The 23,406-nt window shown below is 41.0% G+C and carries 19 protein-coding genes; 7 read left to right on the top strand and 12 right to left on the bottom strand.

The window, feature by feature from the left end:
• The first annotated feature begins 21 nt into the window (after positions 1–21).
• The gene (locus tag AB3Y88_RS05430) at positions 22–1,419 is read left to right on the top strand and encodes a flavocytochrome c (protein WP_228888006.1); all 1,398 of its coding nucleotides are present in this window, start codon (positions 22–24) and stop codon (positions 1,417–1,419) included.
• Positions 1,420–1,695: 276 nt separating this feature from the next.
• On the opposite strand, the gene AB3Y88_RS05425 is transcribed toward AB3Y88_RS05430, so the two are convergent.
• Entirely contained in the window at positions 1,696–2,661 is a 966-nt protein-coding gene (locus AB3Y88_RS05425) for a ketopantoate reductase family protein (protein WP_056961085.1), read from the bottom strand.
• 766 nt (positions 2,662–3,427) lie between these two features.
• On the opposite strand from AB3Y88_RS05425, the gene AB3Y88_RS05420 reads away from it, so the two are divergent.
• A complete protein-coding gene (locus AB3Y88_RS05420; protein WP_056961084.1) occupies positions 3,428–4,384 on the top strand; it encodes a ketopantoate reductase family protein in 957 nt (318 codons plus the stop codon).
• A gap of 1,389 nt (positions 4,385–5,773) precedes the next feature.
• On the opposite strand, the gene AB3Y88_RS05415 is transcribed toward AB3Y88_RS05420, so the two are convergent.
• On the bottom strand, positions 5,774–6,391 hold the full coding sequence (locus AB3Y88_RS05415; RefSeq protein WP_228887981.1) for an NADPH-dependent F420 reductase: 618 nt from the start codon (positions 6,389–6,391) through the stop codon (positions 5,774–5,776).
• A 171-nt stretch (positions 6,392–6,562) separates the two neighbouring features.
• On the opposite strand from AB3Y88_RS05415, the gene AB3Y88_RS05410 reads away from it, so the two are divergent.
• A complete protein-coding gene (locus AB3Y88_RS05410) occupies positions 6,563–7,069 on the top strand; it encodes a type 1 glutamine amidotransferase domain-containing protein (RefSeq protein ID WP_056961082.1) in 507 nt (168 codons plus the stop codon).
• 281 nt (positions 7,070–7,350) lie between these two features.
• Here AB3Y88_RS05410 and AB3Y88_RS05405 read toward each other — a convergent pair whose 3' ends face one another.
• The 9 genes from AB3Y88_RS05405 to AB3Y88_RS05365 all read right to left on the bottom strand — a co-directional run bounded on the left by AB3Y88_RS05405 (position 7,351) and on the right by AB3Y88_RS05365 (position 16,324).
• The gene (locus AB3Y88_RS05405; protein ID WP_228887982.1) at positions 7,351–8,127 is read right to left on the bottom strand and encodes an ABC transporter ATP-binding protein; all 777 of its coding nucleotides are present in this window, start codon (positions 8,125–8,127) and stop codon (positions 7,351–7,353) included.
• Positions 8,114–9,019 (bottom strand): ABC transporter permease, encoded by a 906-nt coding sequence (locus AB3Y88_RS05400; protein WP_228887983.1) that lies wholly within the window; start codon positions 9,017–9,019, stop codon positions 8,114–8,116. Before AB3Y88_RS05400 ends, AB3Y88_RS05405 begins: the two co-directional genes overlap by 14 nt.
• A complete protein-coding gene (gene trpX / locus AB3Y88_RS05395) occupies positions 9,016–10,023 on the bottom strand; it encodes a tryptophan ABC transporter substrate-binding protein (RefSeq protein ID WP_056961079.1) in 1,008 nt (335 codons plus the stop codon). Before trpX ends, AB3Y88_RS05400 begins: the two co-directional genes overlap by 4 nt.
• A 294-nt stretch (positions 10,024–10,317) precedes the next feature.
• Entirely contained in the window at positions 10,318–10,791 is a 474-nt protein-coding gene (locus tag AB3Y88_RS05390; RefSeq protein WP_054758016.1) for an Rrf2 family transcriptional regulator, read from the bottom strand.
• A 584-nt stretch (positions 10,792–11,375) separates the two neighbouring features.
• Positions 11,376–12,077: a glycerophosphodiester phosphodiesterase family protein gene (locus tag AB3Y88_RS05385; RefSeq protein WP_054758043.1), complete on the bottom strand. Its 702-nt coding sequence runs from the start codon at positions 12,075–12,077 to the stop codon at positions 11,376–11,378.
• A gap of 33 nt (positions 12,078–12,110) precedes the next feature.
• Complete coding sequence (locus AB3Y88_RS05380; protein WP_228887984.1) at positions 12,111–13,457, bottom strand: ABC transporter substrate-binding protein; 1,347 nt, start codon at positions 13,455–13,457, stop codon at positions 12,111–12,113.
• Positions 13,457–14,287 (bottom strand): carbohydrate ABC transporter permease, encoded by an 831-nt coding sequence (locus tag AB3Y88_RS05375; protein WP_228887985.1) that lies wholly within the window; start codon positions 14,285–14,287, stop codon positions 13,457–13,459. The genes AB3Y88_RS05380 and AB3Y88_RS05375 overlap by 1 nt, the downstream gene beginning before the upstream one ends.
• Entirely contained in the window at positions 14,287–15,246 is a 960-nt protein-coding gene (locus tag AB3Y88_RS05370) for a carbohydrate ABC transporter permease (protein WP_082610488.1), read from the bottom strand. The genes AB3Y88_RS05375 and AB3Y88_RS05370 overlap by 1 nt, the downstream gene beginning before the upstream one ends.
• Positions 15,203–16,324, bottom strand: coding sequence for an ABC transporter ATP-binding protein (locus tag AB3Y88_RS05365; RefSeq protein ID WP_056961077.1), 1,122 nt, complete (start codon positions 16,322–16,324; stop codon positions 15,203–15,205). Before AB3Y88_RS05365 ends, AB3Y88_RS05370 begins: the two co-directional genes overlap by 44 nt.
• 293 nt (positions 16,325–16,617) lie before the next feature.
• Between AB3Y88_RS05365 and AB3Y88_RS05360 the strand changes: the two genes are divergently transcribed.
• The 4 genes from AB3Y88_RS05360 to AB3Y88_RS05345 all read left to right on the top strand — a co-directional run bounded on the left by AB3Y88_RS05360 (position 16,618) and on the right by AB3Y88_RS05345 (position 21,014).
• Complete coding sequence (locus AB3Y88_RS05360; protein WP_261909499.1) at positions 16,618–19,302, top strand: HAD-IC family P-type ATPase; 2,685 nt, start codon at positions 16,618–16,620, stop codon at positions 19,300–19,302.
• A 366-nt stretch (positions 19,303–19,668) separates the two neighbouring features.
• Positions 19,669–20,343 carry a class A sortase gene (locus tag AB3Y88_RS05355; protein ID WP_367293406.1) on the top strand — a complete coding sequence of 225 codons (675 nt, stop codon included), beginning with the start codon at positions 19,669–19,671 and terminating at the stop codon, positions 20,341–20,343.
• A 121-nt stretch (positions 20,344–20,464) separates the two neighbouring features.
• Positions 20,465–20,674 (top strand): CsbD family protein, encoded by a 210-nt coding sequence (locus tag AB3Y88_RS05350; protein ID WP_054758046.1) that lies wholly within the window; start codon positions 20,465–20,467, stop codon positions 20,672–20,674.
• A 94-nt stretch (positions 20,675–20,768) separates the two neighbouring features.
• On the top strand, positions 20,769–21,014 hold the full coding sequence (locus AB3Y88_RS05345; protein WP_056961075.1) for a GlsB/YeaQ/YmgE family stress response membrane protein: 246 nt from the start codon (positions 20,769–20,771) through the stop codon (positions 21,012–21,014).
• 388 nt (positions 21,015–21,402) lie between these two features.
• On the opposite strand, the gene AB3Y88_RS05340 is transcribed toward AB3Y88_RS05345, so the two are convergent.
• Complete coding sequence (locus AB3Y88_RS05340; protein WP_056961074.1) at positions 21,403–23,388, bottom strand: ATP-binding cassette domain-containing protein; 1,986 nt, start codon at positions 23,386–23,388, stop codon at positions 21,403–21,405.
• Between the last annotated feature and the right edge of the window lie 18 nt (positions 23,389–23,406).

Below are 23,406 nucleotides of genomic sequence, written 5' to 3'. Positions count from 1 at the left end.
ACAAATATTTTAGGGGGTAAAATAGTGGGAGCTTTTTCTTTTAGTACAACCGCACCAGAAAAGTTACAAGATAAATATGACGTGGTAATCGTCGGGTCAGGGGCCACCGGTTTAACCTGTGCGTTGCAGGCACATGAGCTTGGACTGCAGCCGCTGGTGGTTGAAAAAATGGCTAAAATTGGCGGCAACACTAACCGGGCATCTTCAGGAATGAACGCTGCTGAAACTAATGTGCAACTGCAGCATGGGATTGTTGATAGCTTTGCTGAATTTTATCAAGAAACATACCATGGCGGGGGTTATCTTAATGATCCACAACTGCTGCGTTACTTCAGTACACATGCGGTATTGGCGCTTGATTGGTTGTCTGCTCATGGAATTGAACTTTCTGATTTGACATTGACAGGTGGAATGAGCAAAAAACGTGCACATCGACCGGCTAGCACTGCTCCGATTGGGGCATTTCTGATTCAAGGCTTGTTGCAGGCATTACAGCAACAAAAGATTCCGTTGGTAACTGAAACAACTGTTACGCGTCTTTTGCGAAGTACAAGCGGAGCAACCCAAGGAGTAGAAGTCAAGTTCGCCGATGGAACTAAAAAAACGCTGCACAGCAAAGTAGTGGTGTTAGCAACTGGTGGATTTGGTGCTTCAAAAGAGTTGCTGCAAAAGTATCGTCCGGATCTTTTAGGGTATCGGACAACGAATCACGCAGGTGCTACTGGGGATGGACTTAGGCTGGCCCATCAAGTTGGCGCAGAGTTGATGCAGATGAACTTGATCCAGGTACATCCTACTGTTCAACAAGATAATCCCCATGCCTTTTTGATTGGTGAAGCAGTCAGAGGTGAGGGCGCACTGCTTGTTTCAAAGGGAAAACGATTTGTGAATGAATTAGATACACGTAGAATCGTCTCCAATCAGATTACTGCACTGCCAGAAAAAAGTGCCTATCTAGTTTTTGATCAACAGGTTCGTGAGCGGGTCAAGGCAATTGATTTTTACCTCAAAATTGGTCTAGTGGTCACAGCTTCTTCAATTGCAGAGCTCGCGCAAAAGGTTGGTTTTGAAGCAGCTAAATTGGAAGAGACGGTAAAGACCTGGAATCAAGCGGTTGAACGCGGCTTAGATCCGCAGTTCGGCAGAACAACTGGCTTTGGCAATGGCTTGACCACAGCACCTTATTATGCAATTCACGTAGCACCTGCTGTCCATTACACAATGGGCGGTATTCATATTAACGAAAAGACACAAGTGCTTGACGGAAATGGGGATGTCATTCCGGGACTTCTCGCTGCCGGGGAAGTCGCAGGCGGACTTCACGGAAATAATCGAATTGGCGGAAATTCAATTGCAGAAACAATTGTTTTCGGTCGGCAAGCAGGACAACAAGCAAAAGTATTCACGGAACAAGGATAGCAAAAGATAGTAGCAGATTTGCTTCTAAAAAGTTATTTAAATCCGTTTTTCGAACTCTTTATGTTATTAAAATAGTACTAAGGGGCTGTGACAAAAGTTAAATTTTGTCACAGCCCCTCTTTTATTCCGGATAAACGTGTTCCATAAGTCAAAATTTGAGTGCTAACTCGAAATTTCCCGACTTATGGAACACTCTCTTTATTTTTATAAATTAACATGATGTCTGACTTAAATAGGCAGTCAGTAATACTGTGAGAAGGAACTTTTCAGTAGGGCTTATTCCGAGACAGCCTCTTTTGGAGCTTGACGAGTGTGTTCTGCAAGATGGACAAGATGGGTTAAGAATGCATGTGTAGTCGCTTCATAGCGATACTTTCTTCCCAGCTCGACCAAGTAGCCATTGATGTAGTCTACTTCTGTTGGACGATTATGCGACATATCTTGATACATTGAAGGATAGTGCAACGGGTTAGCAACGGTTGAGACGTAGTTAACGCTCTCCAGCTCTGCTTGTCGGGTGTTAAGCATCTGGATACCGGCACGTTCGCAGACATCGTAGGCTTCATTAATCAGTTGTTTGCTCAACTCGTCAGCTCCAGGATAGCTTGCAAATTCACCCATTGTGATTTCAAAGAGCGTGCACAGTGTGTTAACAACAGAATTAAAGACAACTTTAGCGAGGAGCGTACCCATGAAGTTAGTGGTTAGATTCGGGTTGAATTGAGCTTTCTCAAGTTCAGTCACAACTTTATGCGTCATTTCATCCGGCTTTTCAGTATAATTGGCGAGATTCATTGTGCCAGCACCACGTGCACCAATGAAGTCAACATCTCCAGGTCCATTCAAAACAGTTGCGACCAAAGCAGTTCCAGCAATCAATTTTGCAGGTTTAAAATACTCTAAGAGTTTTTCAACGTGACCCATGCCATTCATACAAGTGAGGACGTATTGTTTTTCGTCAAAACAATGCGCAGTTCGTTTTAAAAAGTCCGCAAGCTGCATTTGTTTGGTAAAGACTACCCAAACGTCGGGATGTCCCTGGTATTCTTCCGGGTAGTAAACATTAACGGGGACAAGATGCTGATCCTGATGATCACGTGCAACTAAGACACCACCTTGTTCACGCACCTTTTCGACGTTCTTTTCCCAAGTGTCAACAAAATCAACTTGGTTTCCAGCTTCTTGTAATAAAACTCCATAACGGTATCCCATTGCACCAGCACCTAAAACTGTAAACTTCATAGTAGACCCCTCCAAGTATATTTTTATTCCGAATAAAAATAAAAAAGTCCCTTAGACAAAATAAAATTGTCTAAAGGACGCTGACGCGTGGTACCACCTTTTTTCATTCACGATTGTGAACCTCTTCGAACTCAAAATCAATTCGTCAGCACTATAATGGGTGCACCCACCGCAAGCTACTCATACTGCTTTTGCCTGCATCGCTCCAAGATGATTTTTTATTACCGTCAAATACCTGCTCTCATCAATTCAGGCTCGCTGATCATTTGCAGGGTAACAAAAGTTCTTTTCCACACGTTTTATCTCATTCGTTTTTAATTTATACGCAGTTTAACGCTTAAAAATCTAATAGTCAATCTTTTTTTTGAAAAAAATTATTAAATCGAACCCTGTAGCTTAAGAAAAGAAAGAATTTTGGCAAAATTAGTAAATAATTAAAAAGTGGTTGACAAAAAATGCTAAAAAAGTGTAGACTAGCTACATTAAATGATCATGCTATGAACGAAGTTAGTAGTTTTTCAGTTTTGCCAAGAAAGCACTGTTTGTTGGGAAAGTGTCAGAACTGAAGAAGGGAAGATTTGTTCATTGATCTTACTTTTCGAGGTAAGATGGGCAGCATCCATTAAAGTGCGTGTGTATCTTACACAGTAAGTGGCGATCTGCGAAGATGGTCAAAAACAAAAGGTGGTACCGTGCTGTCAAAGCACCCTTGGTTAAGTAACCAAGGGTGCTTTTTGCTTTAAAATAACAAAAAGGGGTGTTTGTAATGAAATATGGTGTAATTGGTGCAGGTGCGATGGGATATCGCTATGGCGTAATGCTGCAGGAAAATGCAGGGGTAGACGTTGACTTTATCGATACATGGGAACCCAATGTTGAAAAGGTGCGTGAACAGGGCGGAGTCTCAGTTGCACGTGATCATCAAAATAGACGGTTAGTTCCGATTAACATTTATTATCCAGAGGAGTATCAAGGGCATCCTGATGTTTGGATTATTTTTAAAAAGCAGATGCAACTTGAAGATGAATTAAAGCGGGATGCAGCAGCAGGCTTATTCCATGACGACCAAGCTGTTTTTTCTGCTATGAATGGAATGGGACATTTTGAAAAAATTGCGCAATATTTTCCCGCTGAAAAGATTATTTGTGGGACAGCGATGATCGCAACACGTCTTGATGGGCCCGCAAATGTTGACTTTATGGGAGCTAAGGGAACTGAACAAATGCACATTGCACAATATGCTGGAAAGGAACCCACCCCAGTAACGCAGAAAGTAATTGCTGATTTTGAGAAAGCTTCTCTGGGACCAATCTTTGCGGCAGATTACTTAGGGATGTGCATGTCAAAAGTAGTTTTCAACGCGGTGGTTAACACGTTATGTACGATGTTTGAAGTTCAAATGGGTCAATTTATTGAGTATGAGGGTGTTCCCAAAATGGCCCAGCAACTTTTCAACGAAGCCTATGATGCTTGTGAACGGGCGGGGATTCATCTGATTGAAACCAGGCAAGAAGAGATTGATTCTGTTACGACGATTAGTCACGAGTATAAATATCACTATCCTTCAATGTACCAAGACTTTTCCAAGGGAAGGCCCACAGAAGTAGATTACATAAACGGGTATATTGCTAAAATTGGGAGAGAAAATGACTATGTTTGTCGAACACATGAATTTGTCACACAACAGGTCCATTTGGCTGAATTAATGCGTAAATATCACTGAAATTGCGAGAAAATAAAAATTTAATTAAATATATAAAAAGAATTGCGGATTATTTTAAGCCAACGAATAAGAAACGTCAAGCGAATTTAACTATGGAAATTCGTATTTGACTGACAAAGACTGATATTGGAGTACGATGATTTATATATTACGAAATAAGAGAGTGTGACATAAGTCGGGAAAATTTGAGTGCTAACTCGAATTAAGAACATAGCGAGTACTTTGCTATGAGTAATTTGAAGTTAGACGGAGAATTTTGACTTATGGAACACGTTTATCCGGAATAAAAGAGGGGCTGTGACAAAATTTAACTTTTGTCACAGCCCTTTATTTATGAGCAGTCAAGCTTTAGATGCAACTTTTAAGCCGGCAGCACCAACTGAATTCAGTGCTGTTAATGAGCGCAGGGTGTCGGCACTTCTTTAATGTGCTCCAACCAGCAACCTCCTGTGCCTAAGCCAGAATTATGCGTAACCAAACCCAGGTTACTTTATAATTCTGACTTTAGTCCACGGCGGCTGAACGCTGGAAGTCGGCACTTCTTTAACGTGCTCCAAAAGGCAGGTTTTTGTGTTTAGCATGGATCACACCGGTAACAAGGTCAGTTACCATTGTGATCCGACACTAAGCCTCAAAACCTAGCGCCTTTTTACACACTTCTTCTTAATGTGCTCCAAGCACCAGACTTTTGCGCCTAACCTCAAATTACGCATAGACACAACCCGTCTATTTTGTAATTTGTTGTTAGTGCTCAAAGGCTAACGTGCTTGTCGGCACTTCTTCTTAACGTGCTCCAAGCATCAGCCTTTTGCGCCTAACTTCAAATTACGCATAGACACAACCCGTCTATTTTGTAATTTGTTGTTAGTGCTCAAAGGCTAACGGTGCTTGTCGGCACTTCTTTAACGTGCTCCAAGCACCAGCCTTTTGCGCCTAACTTCAAATTACGCATAGACACAACCCGTCTATTTTGTAATTTGTTGTTAGTGCTCAAAGGCTAACGATGCTTGTCGGCACTTCTTTAACGTGCTCCAAAAGGCAGGTTTTTGTGTTTAGCATGGATCACACCGGTAACAAGGTCAGTTACCATTGTGATCCGACGCTAAGCCTCAAAACCTAGCGCCTTTTTACGCACTTCTTCTTAACGTGCTCCAAGCACCAGACTTTTGCGCCTAACTTCAAATTACGCATAGACACAACCCGTCTATTTTGTAATTTGTTGTTAGTGCTCAAAGGCTAACGATGCTTGTCGGCACTTCTTTCATAACGTGCTCCACCCAGCAGCTTCCTGTGCCTAAGCCTGAATTACGTGTAACCAAACCCGGGTTACTTTGTAATTCAGGCCTTAGTCTACGGCGGCTGAACGCTGGTTGTCGGCACTTCTAGTTATTATTTTGCGAATTTTGCCGTCAACTCATTACGATTTCCTGAAAAAAGAAACAACGGTGTATCAGCCTGAAACTTCAAACTATCCTTTAAATCGCCAACATTATAGGGCGTGAAGCCAATTTGCTTAATCAAGTCGGAAACAGTTGCCTTAACCTGTGAATCACCCGCAATTGGCAGTGCAATGCGTTTGTCATCACTAACATTTCTAGCCAAATTTTCAAGGTTAGCAACAGGAATGGTATTGAAAGCTTTGACAATTTTAGCACCTTTAAAATGATGTGCGACCAGCTCCGAACTAGCAAGTTGATGGCGGGTAAGCTGTTCAAATTCTCCATCCCGATGGGGGAAATAATTTGTTGCATCTACGACCGCTTTCCCATTGAATAGGGTTTGATCGAGTTCAAAAATTGCTTTGTAAGGAAGTGCGAGCACAATCAGTTCTTGGCGTGCAACCTCAGCCAGATTTCCAGCCTCAGCCCGCGCACCTAGGCGTTGAATTACTGGTTTTAACCTATCTAGGCCATGTTTGTTTGTGAGCACTACAGAATGTCCTGCGTTAATAAACAGTGAAGCTAATACTTGGGCAACATGTCCGCCGCCAATAAAACCGATCTTCATTAAAAACACCTCCGGAATTTTTAAAAACGTTTTAGATATCACCGTCATTGTAGACTATAATTGCAGAACTGACAAACATTGCTTTTTCAGGCACAAGCTGATCAATTGAATTAACTAACCTTGCTTGCTATAGTTGTAACCGTAGACAAAGACCTGCAAGGAGGAATTTTAATGAGTAAAGTTGCAGTATTAGTAACCGATTTAGTGGAAGATGTAGAATATACCGCTCCGGTTGAAGCTTTGAAAAAGGCAGGACATACAATTACCACAATTAGCCCCGCCGGGAAAACAGTAGTTACTGGAAAACATGGAACTGAGATTAAAGTTGACAAAAACATTAACGAAGTGCAACCGACCGCTTTTGATGCTTTGCTATTGCCAGGGGGCTTTTCTCCTGATCAGTTGCGGGCTGATGAAGCCTTTGTGGCATTTACGAAGCACTTTCTTTTGGCAGATAAACCACTTTTTGCAATTTGCCATGGACCGCAGCTCTTTATTCAAACTGGACTTGTTAAGGGCCGTGAATTAACTGCATATCAGACTGTTCAATCTGATCTTTATTACGCAGGCGGCGTGGTCAGAGACGAGCCTGTTGTGACAGACCACAACTTGATCACAAGCCGTACCCCAGATGACATCCCTGCGTTTAATAATGCAATCGTTAACGCTTTGGCATAAAGTTAAAGTACGGTAGATTTTAAAATCGTTAGTAACTGTTAATTCGGATATTAAATATTAAAGATAAAGCTAAGAGAGTATGACATAAGTCGGGAAAATTTAAATGCTAACTCGAAATTACGAACATAGCGAGTACTTTGCTATGAGTAATTCGAAGTTAGACGGAGAATTTTGACTTATGGAACACGTTTATCCGGAATAAAAGAGGGGCTGTGACAAAAGTTAAATTTTGTCACAGCCCCTTAGCTTTACCCTTAGAACATGTTTATGTGATATATATTCTATTCGATTTCGCTGAATAATGCGAGAAGATCTTCTTTAGTTAGCTTTTTCTTTTGTTCACCGCTGACATCAAAGGTAATTTTACCTTTATCAAGGACAACGAGTCGATTACCATATTTTAAGGCATCGTCCATCCGATGGGTAATCATCAGGCAAGTTAATTTTTGTTCTGTGATATTCCGATTGGTTTGTTCCATTAACTGTGCACTGGTTTTAGGATCAAGTGCAGCGGTATGTTCGTCAAGTAAGAGCAGCTCAGGGCGCTTGATAATTGCCATTAAGAAGCTAAGTGCTTGTCGCTGCCCGCCTGAAAGATTTTCAGTAGCAACATCAAGCTTATCTGCGAGTCCATTATTCATTGAGGCTGTCAGTTTCTTGAATAATTGGCGTTTTTTCTTAAGTCCGCGCAATTTTAGCGTACGGTTGTCACCGCGCTTAGCCGCAAGGTTCAGATTTTCTGCAACTGTCATGCGCGGAGCTGTTCCCATCTTAGGATCTTGGAAAACACGACTTATGAATTGTGATCTTTGGACAACATTTTCTTTTGCAATGTTGCGACCATGATGGAGAAGCTGACCACTGCCAACCGGGATACTACCAGCAATAGTGTTGAATAAGGTAGATTTTCCAGCCCCATTTGGTCCAATAACTGTGATAAAGTCGCCTTCAAAGATTTCAAGGTTTAGCTGATTCAACAGTGCGGTTTGTGCAGGAGTATTTGGATTAACATAAGCGACAACTTCTTTTAGTGAAAGTAAAGGTTTATTTTGAACCATGGATTGCTGCCCCCTTAGAAATAATATGGTCGAGTCCTAACAATGCACTTAGCTTGGGAAGCATCAGACAAATTGCGAGGATTACGGCAGACAATAAGTTCAGATCATTGGTACTAAAGCCTAATTGCAAGACAATCAATAAAACGAAACGGTAGAGAATACTTCCAAGTGTAACGGCAACTAAACGTTGATTCAGTGTTAATTCACCGAAAACAACCTCGCCAATAATGATCGAGGCTAAAGCAATTACGATGATCCCAATGCCCATGTTGACGTCAGCGTAGCCGTTATTTTGTGCGATGAAGGCACCTCCCATGCCAATCAAACCGTTTGAGACCATTAAGCCCATGATTGTCATATTATCAGTATTAATACCGAGAGAATTTGCCATTATCGGATTATCACCAGTCGCAATAAAGGCTTGGCCTAGTTCAGTTTGAAGAAACAGAATTAAAGCGGCTGTGACGACCACGATGATAATCAGTCCGACTGTAACGCTGTCAAAGTATTTAGGTAGCGATTCGAGGAAGTGGTTGCTGAAAACAGTTTGTTTACCTAATAAAGAGATATTAGCACCACCCATAATCCGCAAGTTAATGGAAAGACAAGCAGTCATTACCAGAATTCCAGCTAACAAAATGGGAATTTTACCTTTAGTATAGAGCAGACCAGTGACAAGTCCGGCGAGTGCGCCTGTTAAAAAAGCAAGTGCAGTTGCCAAAAGTGGCGAGACACCATGACTGATAGCAGCAACTGCTGTGGCCGCTCCCAACGGAAAGGTACCTTCAACCGTCATGTCTGGAAAATTCAAGATCCGGAAGGTTAAAAATAATGCGACGCCTAATACAGCCCACAACAGGCCCTGACCTATACTTGAAACAATCATACTCATTTAAAGACTTCTCCTTTCGCTTCAGCCTGTTTTACAATTTCATTTGGCAACGTAATTCCTAATAACTTAGCTTCTTTTTGATTAATTACATACGTCCCCTTAGTAACATACGCAACTGGGAAAGTTGCAGTTTTGCGTCCTCGCAGTACCTGTGCAGCCATTTCACCCGCAACTTTACCAAGTTCTTTTTGACTGATTGCATATGAAGCAAGACCGCCATCTTTGACCATTGTATCAGCGGAAGGAATTACAGGAATCTTTGCCTGATTGGCGACATTGACCAATGTTTTCATTGCTGAGGCAACTCCATTATCTTGAGGTGCATAGACTGCATCAACCTGAGAGGTCATTTGTTCCGCAACTTGTTGCATATCGTTAGTACTAGAGATGGTATATAGTTTGTAGTTAACACCAGCTTGTTGGCAGAGTTTTGCAAACTTCTTTGCATTATATGCGCCACCATGGTCGGAGGAAGTGTAGATAATTCCAATCGTTTTTGCATTGGGGACAATTTGTTTTAAGAGTTCCAGTTGCTTTTGTAGCGGAGATTCACCAGAAGTACCGGTGACATTTCCACCTGGATGCTTATCAGATTTTACTAAGCCGCTGCCAGCAGGATCTGTGATACCTGCCAGAATCACTGGAGTGCTTTTAGAGACGGAATTTGCGAGTGCCTGTGCCGCCGGTGTAGCAATTCCGGCAACTAGATCAACGTTTTCGTTTGCAAATTTTGTGCTCATGGTCTTCAAATTGCTCTGATCTCCTTGAGCATTTTGAAAATCGATTTTAATATTTTTCCCTGGAACATACCCATATTCCTTCAAGCCTGCAACGAAACCTTGATGAATTTGATCAAGGGCAGGGTGGGTGACTAGCTGCAAGATACCGACTGTTGGAATTTTTTCCTTATTTGACGAAGTCGTTTTACTAGCATTTTGTGTTGTGAAAAATGCAACTCCTAAAAAAATTATCAGTGCTGCAATTAATGTATACATTCTTTTCATGGTGTTCCCCCTATTTTTAACTGATAGCTGAGGGCAAATAAAAAGGGCAAACCAACGAGTTTTGGTTTGCCCTTGCAACCGAAGCCCGCTGTGTTAGACCCATGCGGACTTCCTAATGTACACGAAAGTTAGTCGGCACAGATACAAACTGTTTGCCAGATTGTATCCGTTTCTTCACGAATTACAATCCACCATGCCGGCTTTGCCATGAACTATTCAAGTTGGCAATTTTGAACTTTCCCATACTGTTCCGTCCCTTCTAAAACTAATTAATGTCATTATATGAGAGGGTGATTAAAAAGTCAAGCTGCTTTTGGGATTAGTTGTGGTGCCTGTTTTTGGTTGCTGAGATTCAATATTTGATTTGACATCAGTGATAATATCTTGAAGTGTAATTTGCTGCATACGTGCTTCAGCAGCTCGCTGGACCTCCAGATAGTATTTATTAAGAACATGCGGCATTGAATTGCCAATCACACATTTTTTAGAAGTATTGTGATCAACCTTTAATAAGGGCTCTTTGGGCTGGGTAGCCAAATAAATCTCAAAAAGAGTGATTTCACCCGGAGCTTTGGTTAACCTGGGTGCAGCAGTTCCTTGAGTAGTTTCAAGCAAACTAGCTTTTCTAAGTTGTCCCATCATGCGGCGGGTTAAACTTGGGTTGGTGTTAATGCTGCTTGCGATTAATGCACTTGTGCTTTTTTGATGCTCGTGGGTATGGATAAAGACGAGAATATGAATTAAGTCACTTAATCTATTATTAGCCACAGAAGACACCTCCTTTTCCAGATGTTACTTTAAAAGTAATATTAGCATAAAAGTAATGAAAAACAAATTTGTGTTACTTCGGTCAGCCTACTTTAAGCCGGAAAAAGAGAACGAATTCTTGTGGCACGTTCTGGGATGTGTAAAACAAATTAGGTTCGGACCAAAAGGTAACCAAGCGTAATAAAAGAGGGACTGTGACAAAAGTTAAATTTTGTCACAGTCCCTCTTTTATTCCAGATAAACGTGTTCCATAAGTCAAAATTCTCCGTCTAACTTCGAATTACTCATAGCAAAGTACTCGCTATGTTCGTAATTTCGAGTTAGCACTCAAATTTTACCGACTTATGTCACACTCTCTCTTTTATTCCAGATAAACGTGTTCCATAAGTCAAAATTCTCCGTCTAACTTCGAATTACTCATAGCAAGGTACGCGCTATGTTCGTAATTTCGAGTTAGCACTCAGATTTTACCGACTTATGTCACACTCTCTTGGTGACTGCCATTTTTCAAAAATACTTGAACTAACTGAAAGATTACCTAAGTGATGCACACTAATGACATCATAAAGAAAGCTGAAAGCGTGCTAACTATTTAGTTTTGTCATTAGCTTGTCACGAATTTTCCCGGCCTTTTCAAAATTATCGGTAATAATACCAGCAACTCCTTGTTTAAATAGATGCCGAATTTTAAAGGTATCATTAATAGTCCAAATACGTTGCACCACTTCGTCAGCTTGCCGATGATGAAGATGCAAGCCCGCTAATCCTGCTTTTTTTACAAAAGTAGCAGCATCAGGAACTTTATGCATCGTTAACCAACAGTATTGTTGAGCCGCGTCAATTTTTTGACATTTTTTAAGTGTCTCAAGGTTAAAAGAAGAAAAAATTACAGGTTTTACAAGTGGAGCTTGGCTGATCATTTCTAGCACGATTTTTTCAATATTTTCGTACTCAATCTGGTCAGTTTTAAGCTCAAGATTAAGCTGAGTATTTGAGGTCGCTACTGTCGTTAAGAGTTCTTCTAGTGAAGGAATGGCTTCTCCGTTGGTTAGATGTAATTGCCGCAGCTCTGCGAAAGTGAAGGTTCTAATTTCTCCCTTGCCGTCAGTTGTCCGATCAACCGTTTCATCGTGAATGACTACAGGAACGCTATCTTTGGTTAAATGAACGTCAAATTCGAGACCATCAATATTGTGATCTACTGCATATCGAAATCCTTCGAGTGAGTTCTCAGCAAATTTAGCTGGGTATCCGCGGTGACCAAAAATTAAAGTTTGTGTTGTCATTTTACCATTCCTCATTATTAATTGATTTTGTGCTTATTTATTTGCCTTATTCGTAGTTTGAACGTAGCTATTCATCTGTTTTTCAGCGTCTTGCAGTGCTGAAGTTACACTTTTACCATTGTAGATTTGCTCCATCGCAGTTTGAGTGATGGTCCTTTCCTGGATCAAGCCTTGCATAAAGATTCCTGAGTTCGTGTTATTAGGGGTGGTTCGTGCTAATTGTTGACTAGGAATTTTTGCTGCAGGAGTTTTTTGATAGAGTTTTTGCAAGACAGGTTCATTTTGTGAATCCTTGTTAAGCGCTAAGTAGCCGGTTGCTGCCTGCCAAGCTGCTTGGTTTTGGGACTTCATCAGATATTTGATAAATTCCCACGCGCCGCGTTGAACGGTGGTCGATTTGTCATTTGAGATCCAAAGAGAGGCACCACCAATGGAAACGCCATTTGATTTTTGCCCATCTGGATGAGGATAGTAGGTGATCCCAAGTTGATCTTTCATCCCCGCTGTTAACTGGCTAATATCAGCTGATGATTGGAGGAACATCCCCAATTTACCAGAAAGAAAACCAGCCATTTCATTAGCAGATGCACTTGTACCCGAACCATAATTCATGAATGAACCATGTTTAATGTTTTCTTGGATCCATTTCATGGTTGTGGTGGCTGCTGTTCCGGTAAAGTTAACTGCGGTAGGCGTTCCAGCATGTCCATCTTGATTGTTAGCGAGTGATTCTCCGGCGTTAGCTAAAAATTGTTCAAAAAGCCAGCCGTAGATTTCAACACTTAGTCCCTTAACTTTTTTGCCAGAGCGTTCATAGAGCTGTTGTGCAACGCATGTAATGTCACTATAACTAGGATCAACCGGTGGGGGTGTAATCCCATATTTTTTTAAGAGCGTAGCATTATAGTACAAAACCGGTTGTGAAGTGTTAAACGGCATTGAAAGTTGTTGCCCGTTTTTAGAGTAAAAGGCACGTGCAACAGCCGAGATTTTACTAACATCATAATTATCCGCCGTGATAAATTTCTGCACTGGGGTTGTATAACCACTACTATAAATTTGGCTGGTAGAAATGTCCATTGATTGAAAAACAGCAGGAGAAGCACTTGTGCCATGTGTATTCAAAATCTTTTGCACAGCTTCATTATAATTGCCTTCGAACTGCGGAACAACCGTATACTTATTCTGTGACTGGTTAAATTCCTTGACAAATTTTGTTAATTGAACTTGCGCCGGGCCGGTCATTTCATGCCAGAAAGTGATTTGAATTCGGCTATCAGCTTTAGCAGAAGTGCAGCCGGTTAACGCTGATAAGATGACAGCACACAAGGAAAAAAGCAGTAACAAGTGGCGGTAGCGGAAATTCTTTATTTTTTTCATTATTTAACAGCACCTTCATTCAAACCGGATTTAAAGTAATGCTGTCCAATGAAAAGCACAATTAAAGTTGGAATAACTACAATAGCAGCACTTGCTTGGATCATCCCCCAGTTATTGAATGATTCTTGTGATTGTAGTTGGCGCAAACCGTCTTGGACAGGTCTAAAGTCATCACTAAAGGTGGTCAACATTGGCCAGAGATACTGGTTCCAACTGGCTAGGAAACTGTAAGCAGCAAGGGTGAAAAGGCTGATCCGGGAATAAGGCATAACTACACTAGCGTAAAAACGCCAGTGTGACAGCCCTTCGATCTCTGATGCTTCTTTCAATTCACCAGGAATTTGTAAAAATGATTGCCGTAGCATAAATGTTCCGAAAGCTGAAGTGAGGAAGGGAATAATCATAACTGCATAGTGATTCAAAAGTCCCATATTACGAACTGTCACAAAGTTTGGGATGACCTCTGCTTCAAATGGCAGCATCATTGTGGCTAAAAACACGTAGAAAAGGGTGTTTCGCCCTTTGAATTCAAGGAAGACAAAGGCATAGGCACTCATTGAACAAAAAAGCAGTTGCGCAGCCATTGTGAAAAATGAGATCACAAGGCTGTTGAATAGATATCGAATAATTGGAGTTTGCGTAATCGCGGTGTAGTAGTTGTCTAATGAAATGTGACTACTCCATAATGAACCCTTAGAAATATCTGCTGTTGGTAAGAGGCTGGTCCAAAAGCCAAGTAGAAACGGAATTAAAATGAAAAGTGCCAATAAAATCAGGACAAGAAGTTGACCTAGCCGCTGAAAATTAGGACCGGTAATATTTTTATTCATCAATAGTTCACTCTCTTTTCCAAGACTTTAAACTGGATGAAGGTAAAAAAGGCAATCATCAATGCAAGAATAACTGATTCAGTGCTTGCCAGGCCGTAATTACCGCTCAAAAAAGCATCTTGATAGATACGATAAACAAGCAAATTGGTTGCGTTATCTGGACCGCCGGCTGTCATTAGATCGATTAAGCCGAAGCTTTTGAACGATTCAATTAAAGTAATAATGGAAACAAAGAAAAGTGTCGGTGAAATCATCGGAAGTGTAATGTGAAAGAACTGGTATCTTTTTGAGACTCCTTCAATTTGTGCAGCTTCATAGAAGGTAGTGGGCACAGATTGCAATGCTCCGAAGAAAATCAAAAAGGTAAAGCCAAGATTCATCCAAACTGTCGAAATGACGACTGCTGTCATGGCCCACCCAGGCTGGGTCAACCAGTTGATGACGGGTAGATGGAAAAGATTGGCAAGTTGGTCTAAAAGACCCACAGAAGGATTAAACATGAAAAGCCAGAAAATGGCAGCAACTGAAACGGAGACTCCCATGGTTCCAGAGAAAACAGTTCGGAAAAAGCTAATCCCGCGAATTTTTTGGGAAGCTGTTTGTGCGAGCAGCAGTCCTAAAACGAGCGTTAAACAAGAAACTGCAATGACGTAGATGAAAGTTGCCTGTAGACTATGAAGGTAAGCTGTAGAAGTTAATAAACTGAAATAATTCTGGAGTCCAATAAACACAGTCGGCTTACCAACACTATTGGTTAAGAAAAAGCTGAGATACAAGGTGCGCAGCATTGGGAAAAAAACAAAGATTGTTAAGATGAGTAAAGAAGGGCCTAAAAAAACAAGTGCATATAAACGTTCGCGTAGTTCTTTCTTGTACGAAAGTCCAACAGTTAAAGGCTTCTTATTACCTTTGGGCTTATAATGCGTTTGTGACTGTTTGTTTGTAATTGGTGCGTCCATCTTCGCCATCCCCCTTATTGAAAAAGATTGCCCTGCCCGTATTATCAAAAACAAAGTAGGCAGCAGTGGCACGAATCTGAATCCGTTCGCCAAGACTGAAAGTGTTGTTTTGGGCAGTAGTGATGCGAACTTCTTCTTGGTTATCCAATAATGCGTGAATAATTGACTGTGTACCTAAGTATTCAATGTTCTTGATTGCGGCATTTGAAGCTTGCGCAGTCGCGTGGATCTCAAGTGCATTAGGACGAACACCAACAAAGTAGTCTCCTTCTTCAATATCCATTGGCAAAACATAATCAAGCAACGGATCCACTTGCAGATGACGTTGATTCTTTGTTGAATAATGTACGCTTAGAAGGTTCATTCGGGGAGTGCCAAAAAATTGTGCCACAAAAGAGTTTGCGGGATGTTGGTAAATCTCTGAAGGCGTTCCGATCTGTTGAACCTCATGTGCATGTAGAACCATAATTCTATCTGCCATTGTCATTGCTTCGACTTGATCATGGGTCACATAGATCAGTGTAATACCAAGATTTTGTTGCAACTCACGAATTTCTGAACGCATTTTACTGCGCAACTGTGCATCAAGGTTCGAAAGTGGTTCATCCATCAGGCATATTTTTGTGTCACTTGCAATTGCACGGGCTAATGCGACTCGTTGGCGTTGACCACCAGATAATTCGCGCGGTTTACGTGCTTTTAGCTCACTTAGACCAACAAGTTCAAGTGCGTGCGCTACACGTTGTTCAAGTTGAGCTGCAGGCATTTTTCGCGCTTTTAAGCCAAAAGCAACATTTGATTTGACATCTAGAAAGGGAAACAAAGCATAATTTTGAAAAACCATTGATAATGAGCGTTCTTGTGGAGGAAGGTTAGTGACGTCTTGATCATCGATTTTGAGTGTTCCATCAGAAATCGAGATGAGGCCGGCAATCATTCTTAACAAAGTACTTTTTCCACAACCGGAAGGACCAACAATCGTGAAAAATTCACCTGATTTGATTTGGACGTTAATGTTTTTTAATGTCCAGTTTTGACCATCATAACTCTTTGAAAGACTAGCTAGTTCAATACCCATCTGCTCACTCCCTAATTTTATGTTAAATACACGTTCAGTATAGCCGTGAAGTGTAACGCGTTTGTATGCACCATGTAAGGATTGAGTAAACTTTTAGTCTATTTATTTTAGTAGATTTTGAAAATCAGCGACCTAAAATTTTCAAGTTATGTAGAGATACGCTATAATTAAATTATCAAAAACAAAGGCCGCGGTTGAAATTGGTGTTTCAACCGGCTGGTGATATTCAGGCAAGAATTGAAAGGATGATTACAAGAATGCAGGAAGAGAAGAAACCTGGACCGCACGAACACATGGGTGAAAATGATGGCCAGAGGCAATCGTTGTTTTGGGAAAAGACGGATCAAGAGCTAGCACGTGCGTTTGAGACGGACCTTGAAAGGGGTTTGTCTGCAAAAGAAGCGCAGCAAAGGCTGACCCGTTATGGTAAAAATGAGTTGCTTATTCAAAAACGTTCTAATTGGATCTTGTTTTTTAAGCAGTTCAACAATAGTATTATTTACATTTTGGCGCTTACTGCCTGTGTGACATTGATACTGAAACACTACCCGGATGCAATTGTGATCAGTGCTGTGATTATTGTGAATGCCTTCATCGGCTTCTTCCAAGAGATTTCTGCTGATAATGCACTTGATAAAATTAAAGAACTGCTGGTTTCACGCAGTTATGTAGTGCGCTCGGGTCGCAGAGAACTATTAGCGGCGCAGCAAATTGTTCCAGGAGATCTAGTCAGTTTAGAAGCAGGAGATGCGGTTCCTGCGGACTTGAGGCTGGTTTCTGCAGATAACTTGAAAATTCAAGAAGCAAATCTGACAGGGGAATCGGAACCATTAACTAAGATTGAAGAACCACTCTCAGGCAAGAATGTTCCGCTTGCCGAACGAGCGAATATGGCATTTGCATCGACTGCGGTTACAAGTGGGACTGGAATGGGTGTTGTGGTTGCGACCGGGATGGATACGCAGATCGGACAGATTCAAAGAGATGTGGCGACCGTTAAAACCAGACCTACACCATTGATGCATAATCTAAATCGATTAGGGCTTACGTTGTCACTGGCAATTGTTGCCTTAGCAGTCTTACTTTTTGCACTCGGTTTTTACCTTGAAATCTACAGTTTACCAACACTGCTAATCTCAATTATCACTTTGATTGTAGGTTCGATGCCAGAAGGAATGCCAGCAAGTGTCTCAGTTGTTTTAGCAATGGGAACTCGCAAACTAACACAAAAAAATGCGATCGTCAAAACCTTACCAGCTGTTGAAACTTTAGGAGCAGTTGACATCGTGAATACGGATAAAACGGGGACTTTAACTAAAAACGAGATGACCGTGACAGATATTTTCACACCAGAAGGAGAATATCAAGTTACAGGAGTGGGCTATGATGCGGCTGGAGAAAAAGTTCAGTGGCAACAGCTCCCTGCAATCAAATGGTTAGTTGAAATTGCAGGTCAGACCTCAGATGCAAGTTTCCATCAAGAAAATAACAAGTGGATTTTGACGGGAGAACCAACGGATGGAGCTTTAACAGGGTTGTACCATAAATTAACCGGTCAGGAACCCGAGGTCAATGAAGTCGATTCTTTACCTTTTGATTCTGCTTTTCGCTACTCTGCCCGGTTGCTAGCACAAAACGGGGAAAAACTGCTTTTTGTTAAAGGTGCCCCGCAAACTTTGCTGCAATTGATGGAAAAGGCAGGAGCTTCACCAGATAAGGATTATTGGAAAACCAAAATCGAAAAACTTTCAAAACAAGGTAAACGAGTTGTTGCCTTAGGTTATCAGAAAGTTGCGGTTGATAGTACCGCAGTGATTCCGGAAAACATTGGGAAAAATTTCGAACTTGTGGGCTTGGTGGGAATTATTGATCCTCCCCGCAGTGAGGTAAAAGATGCTATTAAACAATTGCGTTATGCTGGAATTAAAGTCAAGATGATTACCGGAGATGATCCTAACACAGCACTAGCAATTGCTGAAAAGCTTGAGATGGGCGAAAATCTTAAAGCAATTACGGGACCGGAACTCGAAAAATTGACAGCAGCTGAACTTGCAGAGCAAATTGATCGTTATACAGTATTTGCCCGAACGACTCCGAGTGATAAGCTGAAAATCGTAAAAGCACAGCAGCAAAGAGGCCATGTTGTTTCAATGACCGGAGACGGTGTTAATGACGCTCCCGCCTTGAAGCAAGCAGAAATTGGGGTTGCGATGGGAATTAAGGGTACTGATGTTGCTAAGGGTTCTGCCGATATGGTATTAGCCGATGATAACTTTACGACGATTCTTGCAGCAGTTAAAGAAGGACGGCATGTTTTTGACAACATTAAAAAAACGATTAGGTTTTTGCTGCCAACTAGTTTTGCTGAAGGACTAATCGTTGTTTTCAGTATCCTGTTGGACCAAACAATGCCGCTGTATCCAACACAATTGTTGTGGATTAATATGGTGTCTGCTTTGACGATTCAATTTGCGTTTATCTTTGAACCGGCAGAGACCGGGATCATGGCTCGCGGACCGCGCTCAATTAACAGTGGGATTCTGACAAAAGCAGATGTTTTCGAGATCGCTTATGTTTCCGTCTTGATCTCAAGTATGGGGATGATTGCTTATGAAATCTTGACGAATCAAGGAATGTCCACTGTAATGGGGAGTACGATGACGCTTAATATTATTATCTTTGGTAAGATTTTCTATCTCTTCAATTTACGGAATAACCATCCTGTTTTTTCAAAGTACTTTTTCCAAAACAAGATGGCATTTTATATCATTGCACTGTTGCTTGTATTGCAAGCAGGGATTATTTATCTTCCCTTTATGCAAGCAGTTTTCCACACAGGACCAATTGATTTTCTTTATGGTTGGTTATTGCCGGCCGGAATTGGGTTTACAATTCTACTGGTAACGGAACTGATTAAGTTTTCAAAAAGTCGCTTATATGATTCTTTTCTTGCAAGAAAAGAATTGAAGGGCAAGTAGTCTGGTAATAAAAATATCATAAAAAAGAGCGCAGCACTGAGACTGAACAAGTTAAGTGTTGCGGCTTTTTTATGTGTTCTTTCTAGCAGTCCTAAGATGCAAAGATCGACTACTTAGCAACAGATTCTGAGAACAGTTGGCAAGTAGCATAAGAGCTTTTAGGGAAATTCGGATAATGTTGTGGATTTGGGGCAAAAAGCGCGCCCTGTTTTTTGGTGTTCTTTGTTTCCAAACAGCTAGTGCTGAAATGTGCACCAAAAGACAGCCAACTAAACGCTCTTTGTCCCTCTCTTTTTTTGTTAAAAATATTTTTTTGTGCGACAATACTGGTAAGAGTAGGAAGTCTATGATGGGCGGGGAAGTAACTTGAAAAAATATAAAAAAATATTGTTAAGGGCACTGGCAGTCAGCTTGCTGCTGGTTGGAATTGCTTTGATTTTTAACGAGCAGATTAAAACTTTTGTTATTCGCGAAATAGCAACTAGTCAACTTAAAAAAAAGCCACAAAGTATTAGTAAAAAAATGCGTAAGAAAGGAAACTTTGATTTTAAAAGTGTTAAAGCGGCAGATCTTTCGACCTTAAGTAAAGCAGCTCAAACTCAAGGAGGCATGATCGGTAAAATTGCTATTCCACAAATTGGAATGCGTTTACCAATCTTTTATGGCATCAATAATGAAAACTTGCTGCGTGGTGCTGGGACAATGAAACCAGCTGAAAAAATGGGAACAGGAAACTACGCATTAGCAGGACATCATATGAGCAACCCTGATATTTTATTTTCTCCACTCGCAAAAGCTAAAGTAGGGATGGAGATTTTGCTGACTGACGGCAAAAAAGTTTATCGTTATCGGTTTGTTGAGCGCAGAGTGATTGATAAGTATCAAGTTAGCTGGATTGATGATGTGCCAAAGCAGCAACTGGTGACACTCGTGACGTGTTTGACCGCAACCACTGGTGAAACTAACCGAATAATGGTGCAAGGCAAGTTGGAACAAGTACAACCGGCTACAAAAGATAACTTGAAGGAGTTTGAAAGTTAAAAGCAGAAAAATTGCTTAAAATATTGTGCTTTGTTAAACTAAAGTTGTAGGAAATTAGCTCACTTTTTTGAACATCCTGCTTGATGTCCTGAATAGGTGATTAGTGAAGGGAGATGCAAAGATGAGCTTAAAAAACAAGGTCGAGGGAACAAAGGATCAGGTTGCTGGTAAAGCTAAAGAAGTTGAGGGCAAGGCAACTGGAGACAAGACACGTGAGGCCCAAGGAAAAGCACAGGGAATTCTTGGCAAAGCTAAGGATAAACTTGAAGAGGCTAAGGACACAGTCAAAGAAACCGTCGACGATCTAAAGAAAAAGATCGATAAAAAGTAAGGTTATTTTGACTGAAATGTGTCAATTTTAAAACTGAGCAATCTGCGTTTTTGAAGATTGCCAGTTTATTTTATGAAATTAGGGGGATTAGAGTATGCATTGGTTATGGGTCTTGATTATAGGTGCAATTATAGGTGCGATTGCAGGGGCAATCACAAGTAAAGGCAAGTCAATGGGCTGGATCAGTAACATTATAGCTGGTTTAGTAGGATCCGCAATCGGGGAAGCGATCCTTGGTTCATGGGGACCACAATTAGCCGGAATGGCAATCATTCCTTCAATAATTGGAGCTGTGATTCTGGTATGGCTTGTGTCTTTCATCCTTTCGCGTGGAAAATAGCGGAAGCAGCAGAAGTTATGCGAAGCTGGATAAATAATAATTATTAAAAAAATTAAAACGGGTGACATAAATTGTCAAAATTTGAGTTAGACTGAAAATCTTGACTGTTGAAACATGGTTATCCATACAAAAAAGGGCTGTGACAAAAGTTAAATTTTGTCATAGCCCCTCTTTACTCGGATAAACGTGTTCCATAAGTCAAAATTCTCCGTCTAACTTCGAATTACTCATAGCAAAGTACTCGCTATGTTCGTAATTTCGAGTTAGTACTCAAATTTTCCCGACTTATGTCACACTCTCTTTTTTGTAATGCATTAACGTGAAAGTTCTTTAAAAACAGCATTGATTACGCACATTGCTGCCTATCTGAATTACTTAACAGTTTATTTTATTCTGCAGACAGAGCCTCGATCGGGTTCAAACGCGAAGCTTTCCGAGCAGGCAAGAGAGCCGCAATTAACGAAATAAACAGTGAAACTAAGATCGCGAAGATAACGTTGCTTAAGTTGATCTGCACAATGTTAAATTTGATTAAGCCATAGAGCGCGTGATTAAGTGCTGCACTGGCAAGCCATGCAATTATGAGCGCAAAGATTGCTGAAAAGAAACCAATCATTAAGGATTCTGCAGTGAAGAGCCGTCTAATATCCTTACGTCGTTCTCCAAGTGCACGCAGGATTCCAATTTCTTTTGTGCGCTCTGCTACAGACATGTACATTGTAACAACAATCATGAGGACTGAAACGATAAGCGAGATACCAGCGATTGCCGCCAAGACCGTTGATGCAAGACTTACATAGGTGTTAATGGTTTTAAGCAAATCACCCACAGTCATAACTGCAAAGGCATGCTTGCCATTAATTTTTTGATTACGAATACTATTTGCAACTGAGTTTACATTATCAAGATTTTTTGCGTTGACAGAAATAAAGTTCGGTTCGGTTCTTGCCCCAGCATCTTTGAGCAAGGAACGCAGACTGCTGTAATTAAGCAAGGTAACTTGCCCACTGGCACTGCTGGAACCAGTAATTCCTGAAACAGTCAGGTCAGTTTTTACTTGAACGGGTGTATCTTGGGCGGAAAGCCAGTTGATGACAACCCCGATCTTTTTACCTATTAGTGAACGATAGTTGTTGTTCCCTAAAAGTGTCACAGCTTGTTGTTTGGAAATTACAATTTCGTTGCTTTTAGGCCAATTACCATTTTTTAGGTTATTATCAGCAAATGCCTTAGTGTAGCTCTGGATTCCTGACGAGTTGCTATTTTTCCCTTGATAGTTCAGTGAGTAGGTCCCTAACTGATAACCTGGCTCAATTGAAGCGGTGCCTTTGGTTTTCTTTATCTGGGTGAGTTGTTGATCCGAGATAAAAAATTTGGTTGGATCTTGGCTGAACTCTTGCATAGATTGCTGTGCTTCTGTATTTGAAAGCTTTTTGCCTGAAGGGTTGCTTAAAACAGTCATTGATCGAGGATTTACTAATGAATTGACTTGATTTTGGATATATGAATTAATTCCATTACCTAATCCTGAAAAGAGCAGTACCGCAAAGATGCCGATAGCCGTTCCAATAATAATCAATGAATTCTGTTTGAAATTATACAGCAGGTGTTTAAAAGCAGAAAGGTAACTTGCACCTGCACGTAAAGGGCGGGCCTCAATTTTTGCAGGTGTTTTGTCTTGGCTATCAGGTTCCCCTAAACGAACGTCACTATCAATCTGACCGTCAACAAGATGGATAATTCGCGTACCGTGATTTGCAACTTCCTGTGAGTGCGTCACCGCAATAACAAGTTTGCCATCAGCAGCAATCTTTTTCAAAATTGCCAGAACTTCTTGTGTATTCTTGGAATCTAAAGCTCCTGTAGGTTCATCAGCTAAAATAATTTCTGGGTCACTTGCGAGTGCACGTGCAATTGCAACACGCTGTTTTTGACCACCAGAAAGCTGATTAGGATGTTTCTTTAAATGTTCACCCAGACCAACCTGCTCAAGCAATTGCTTAGCTCGTGCGACTCTCTCGGTGTGCGAAAGGGACGTCATATCAAGGGACACCATGACGTTTTCAAGAACAGTCAGGTGGGTGATAAGATTATATGACTGATAGATATAACCAATAGTTCCTCGCCGGTAGTTATCTAGCTGTTTTTCTTTTCGGTGATCAAGTTTTTCATTATTGAGAAGTAACTCCCCAGAAAATTCACGGTCAAGTCCGCCAATAATATTCATCAAGGTTGACTTCCCGCCACCGGATTCTCCTAGGATTGAAACAAATTCTCCAGAATTAAACTCAAGATCAATTCCATTTAAAACCTTGCTTTCTTCTTTCCCCAGAAAGTAAGACTTGTGAATGTTACTGAGTTTCAGTAAGCTCATAAAATTTTAACTCCCTTT

Source organism: Liquorilactobacillus satsumensis, assembly GCF_964065465.1.
Lineage (GTDB): Bacteria > Bacillota > Bacilli > Lactobacillales > Lactobacillaceae > Liquorilactobacillus > Liquorilactobacillus satsumensis.
The sequence above is the reverse complement of the archived record's forward strand: the minus strand, read 5'-3'. Positions and strand labels throughout refer to the sequence as shown.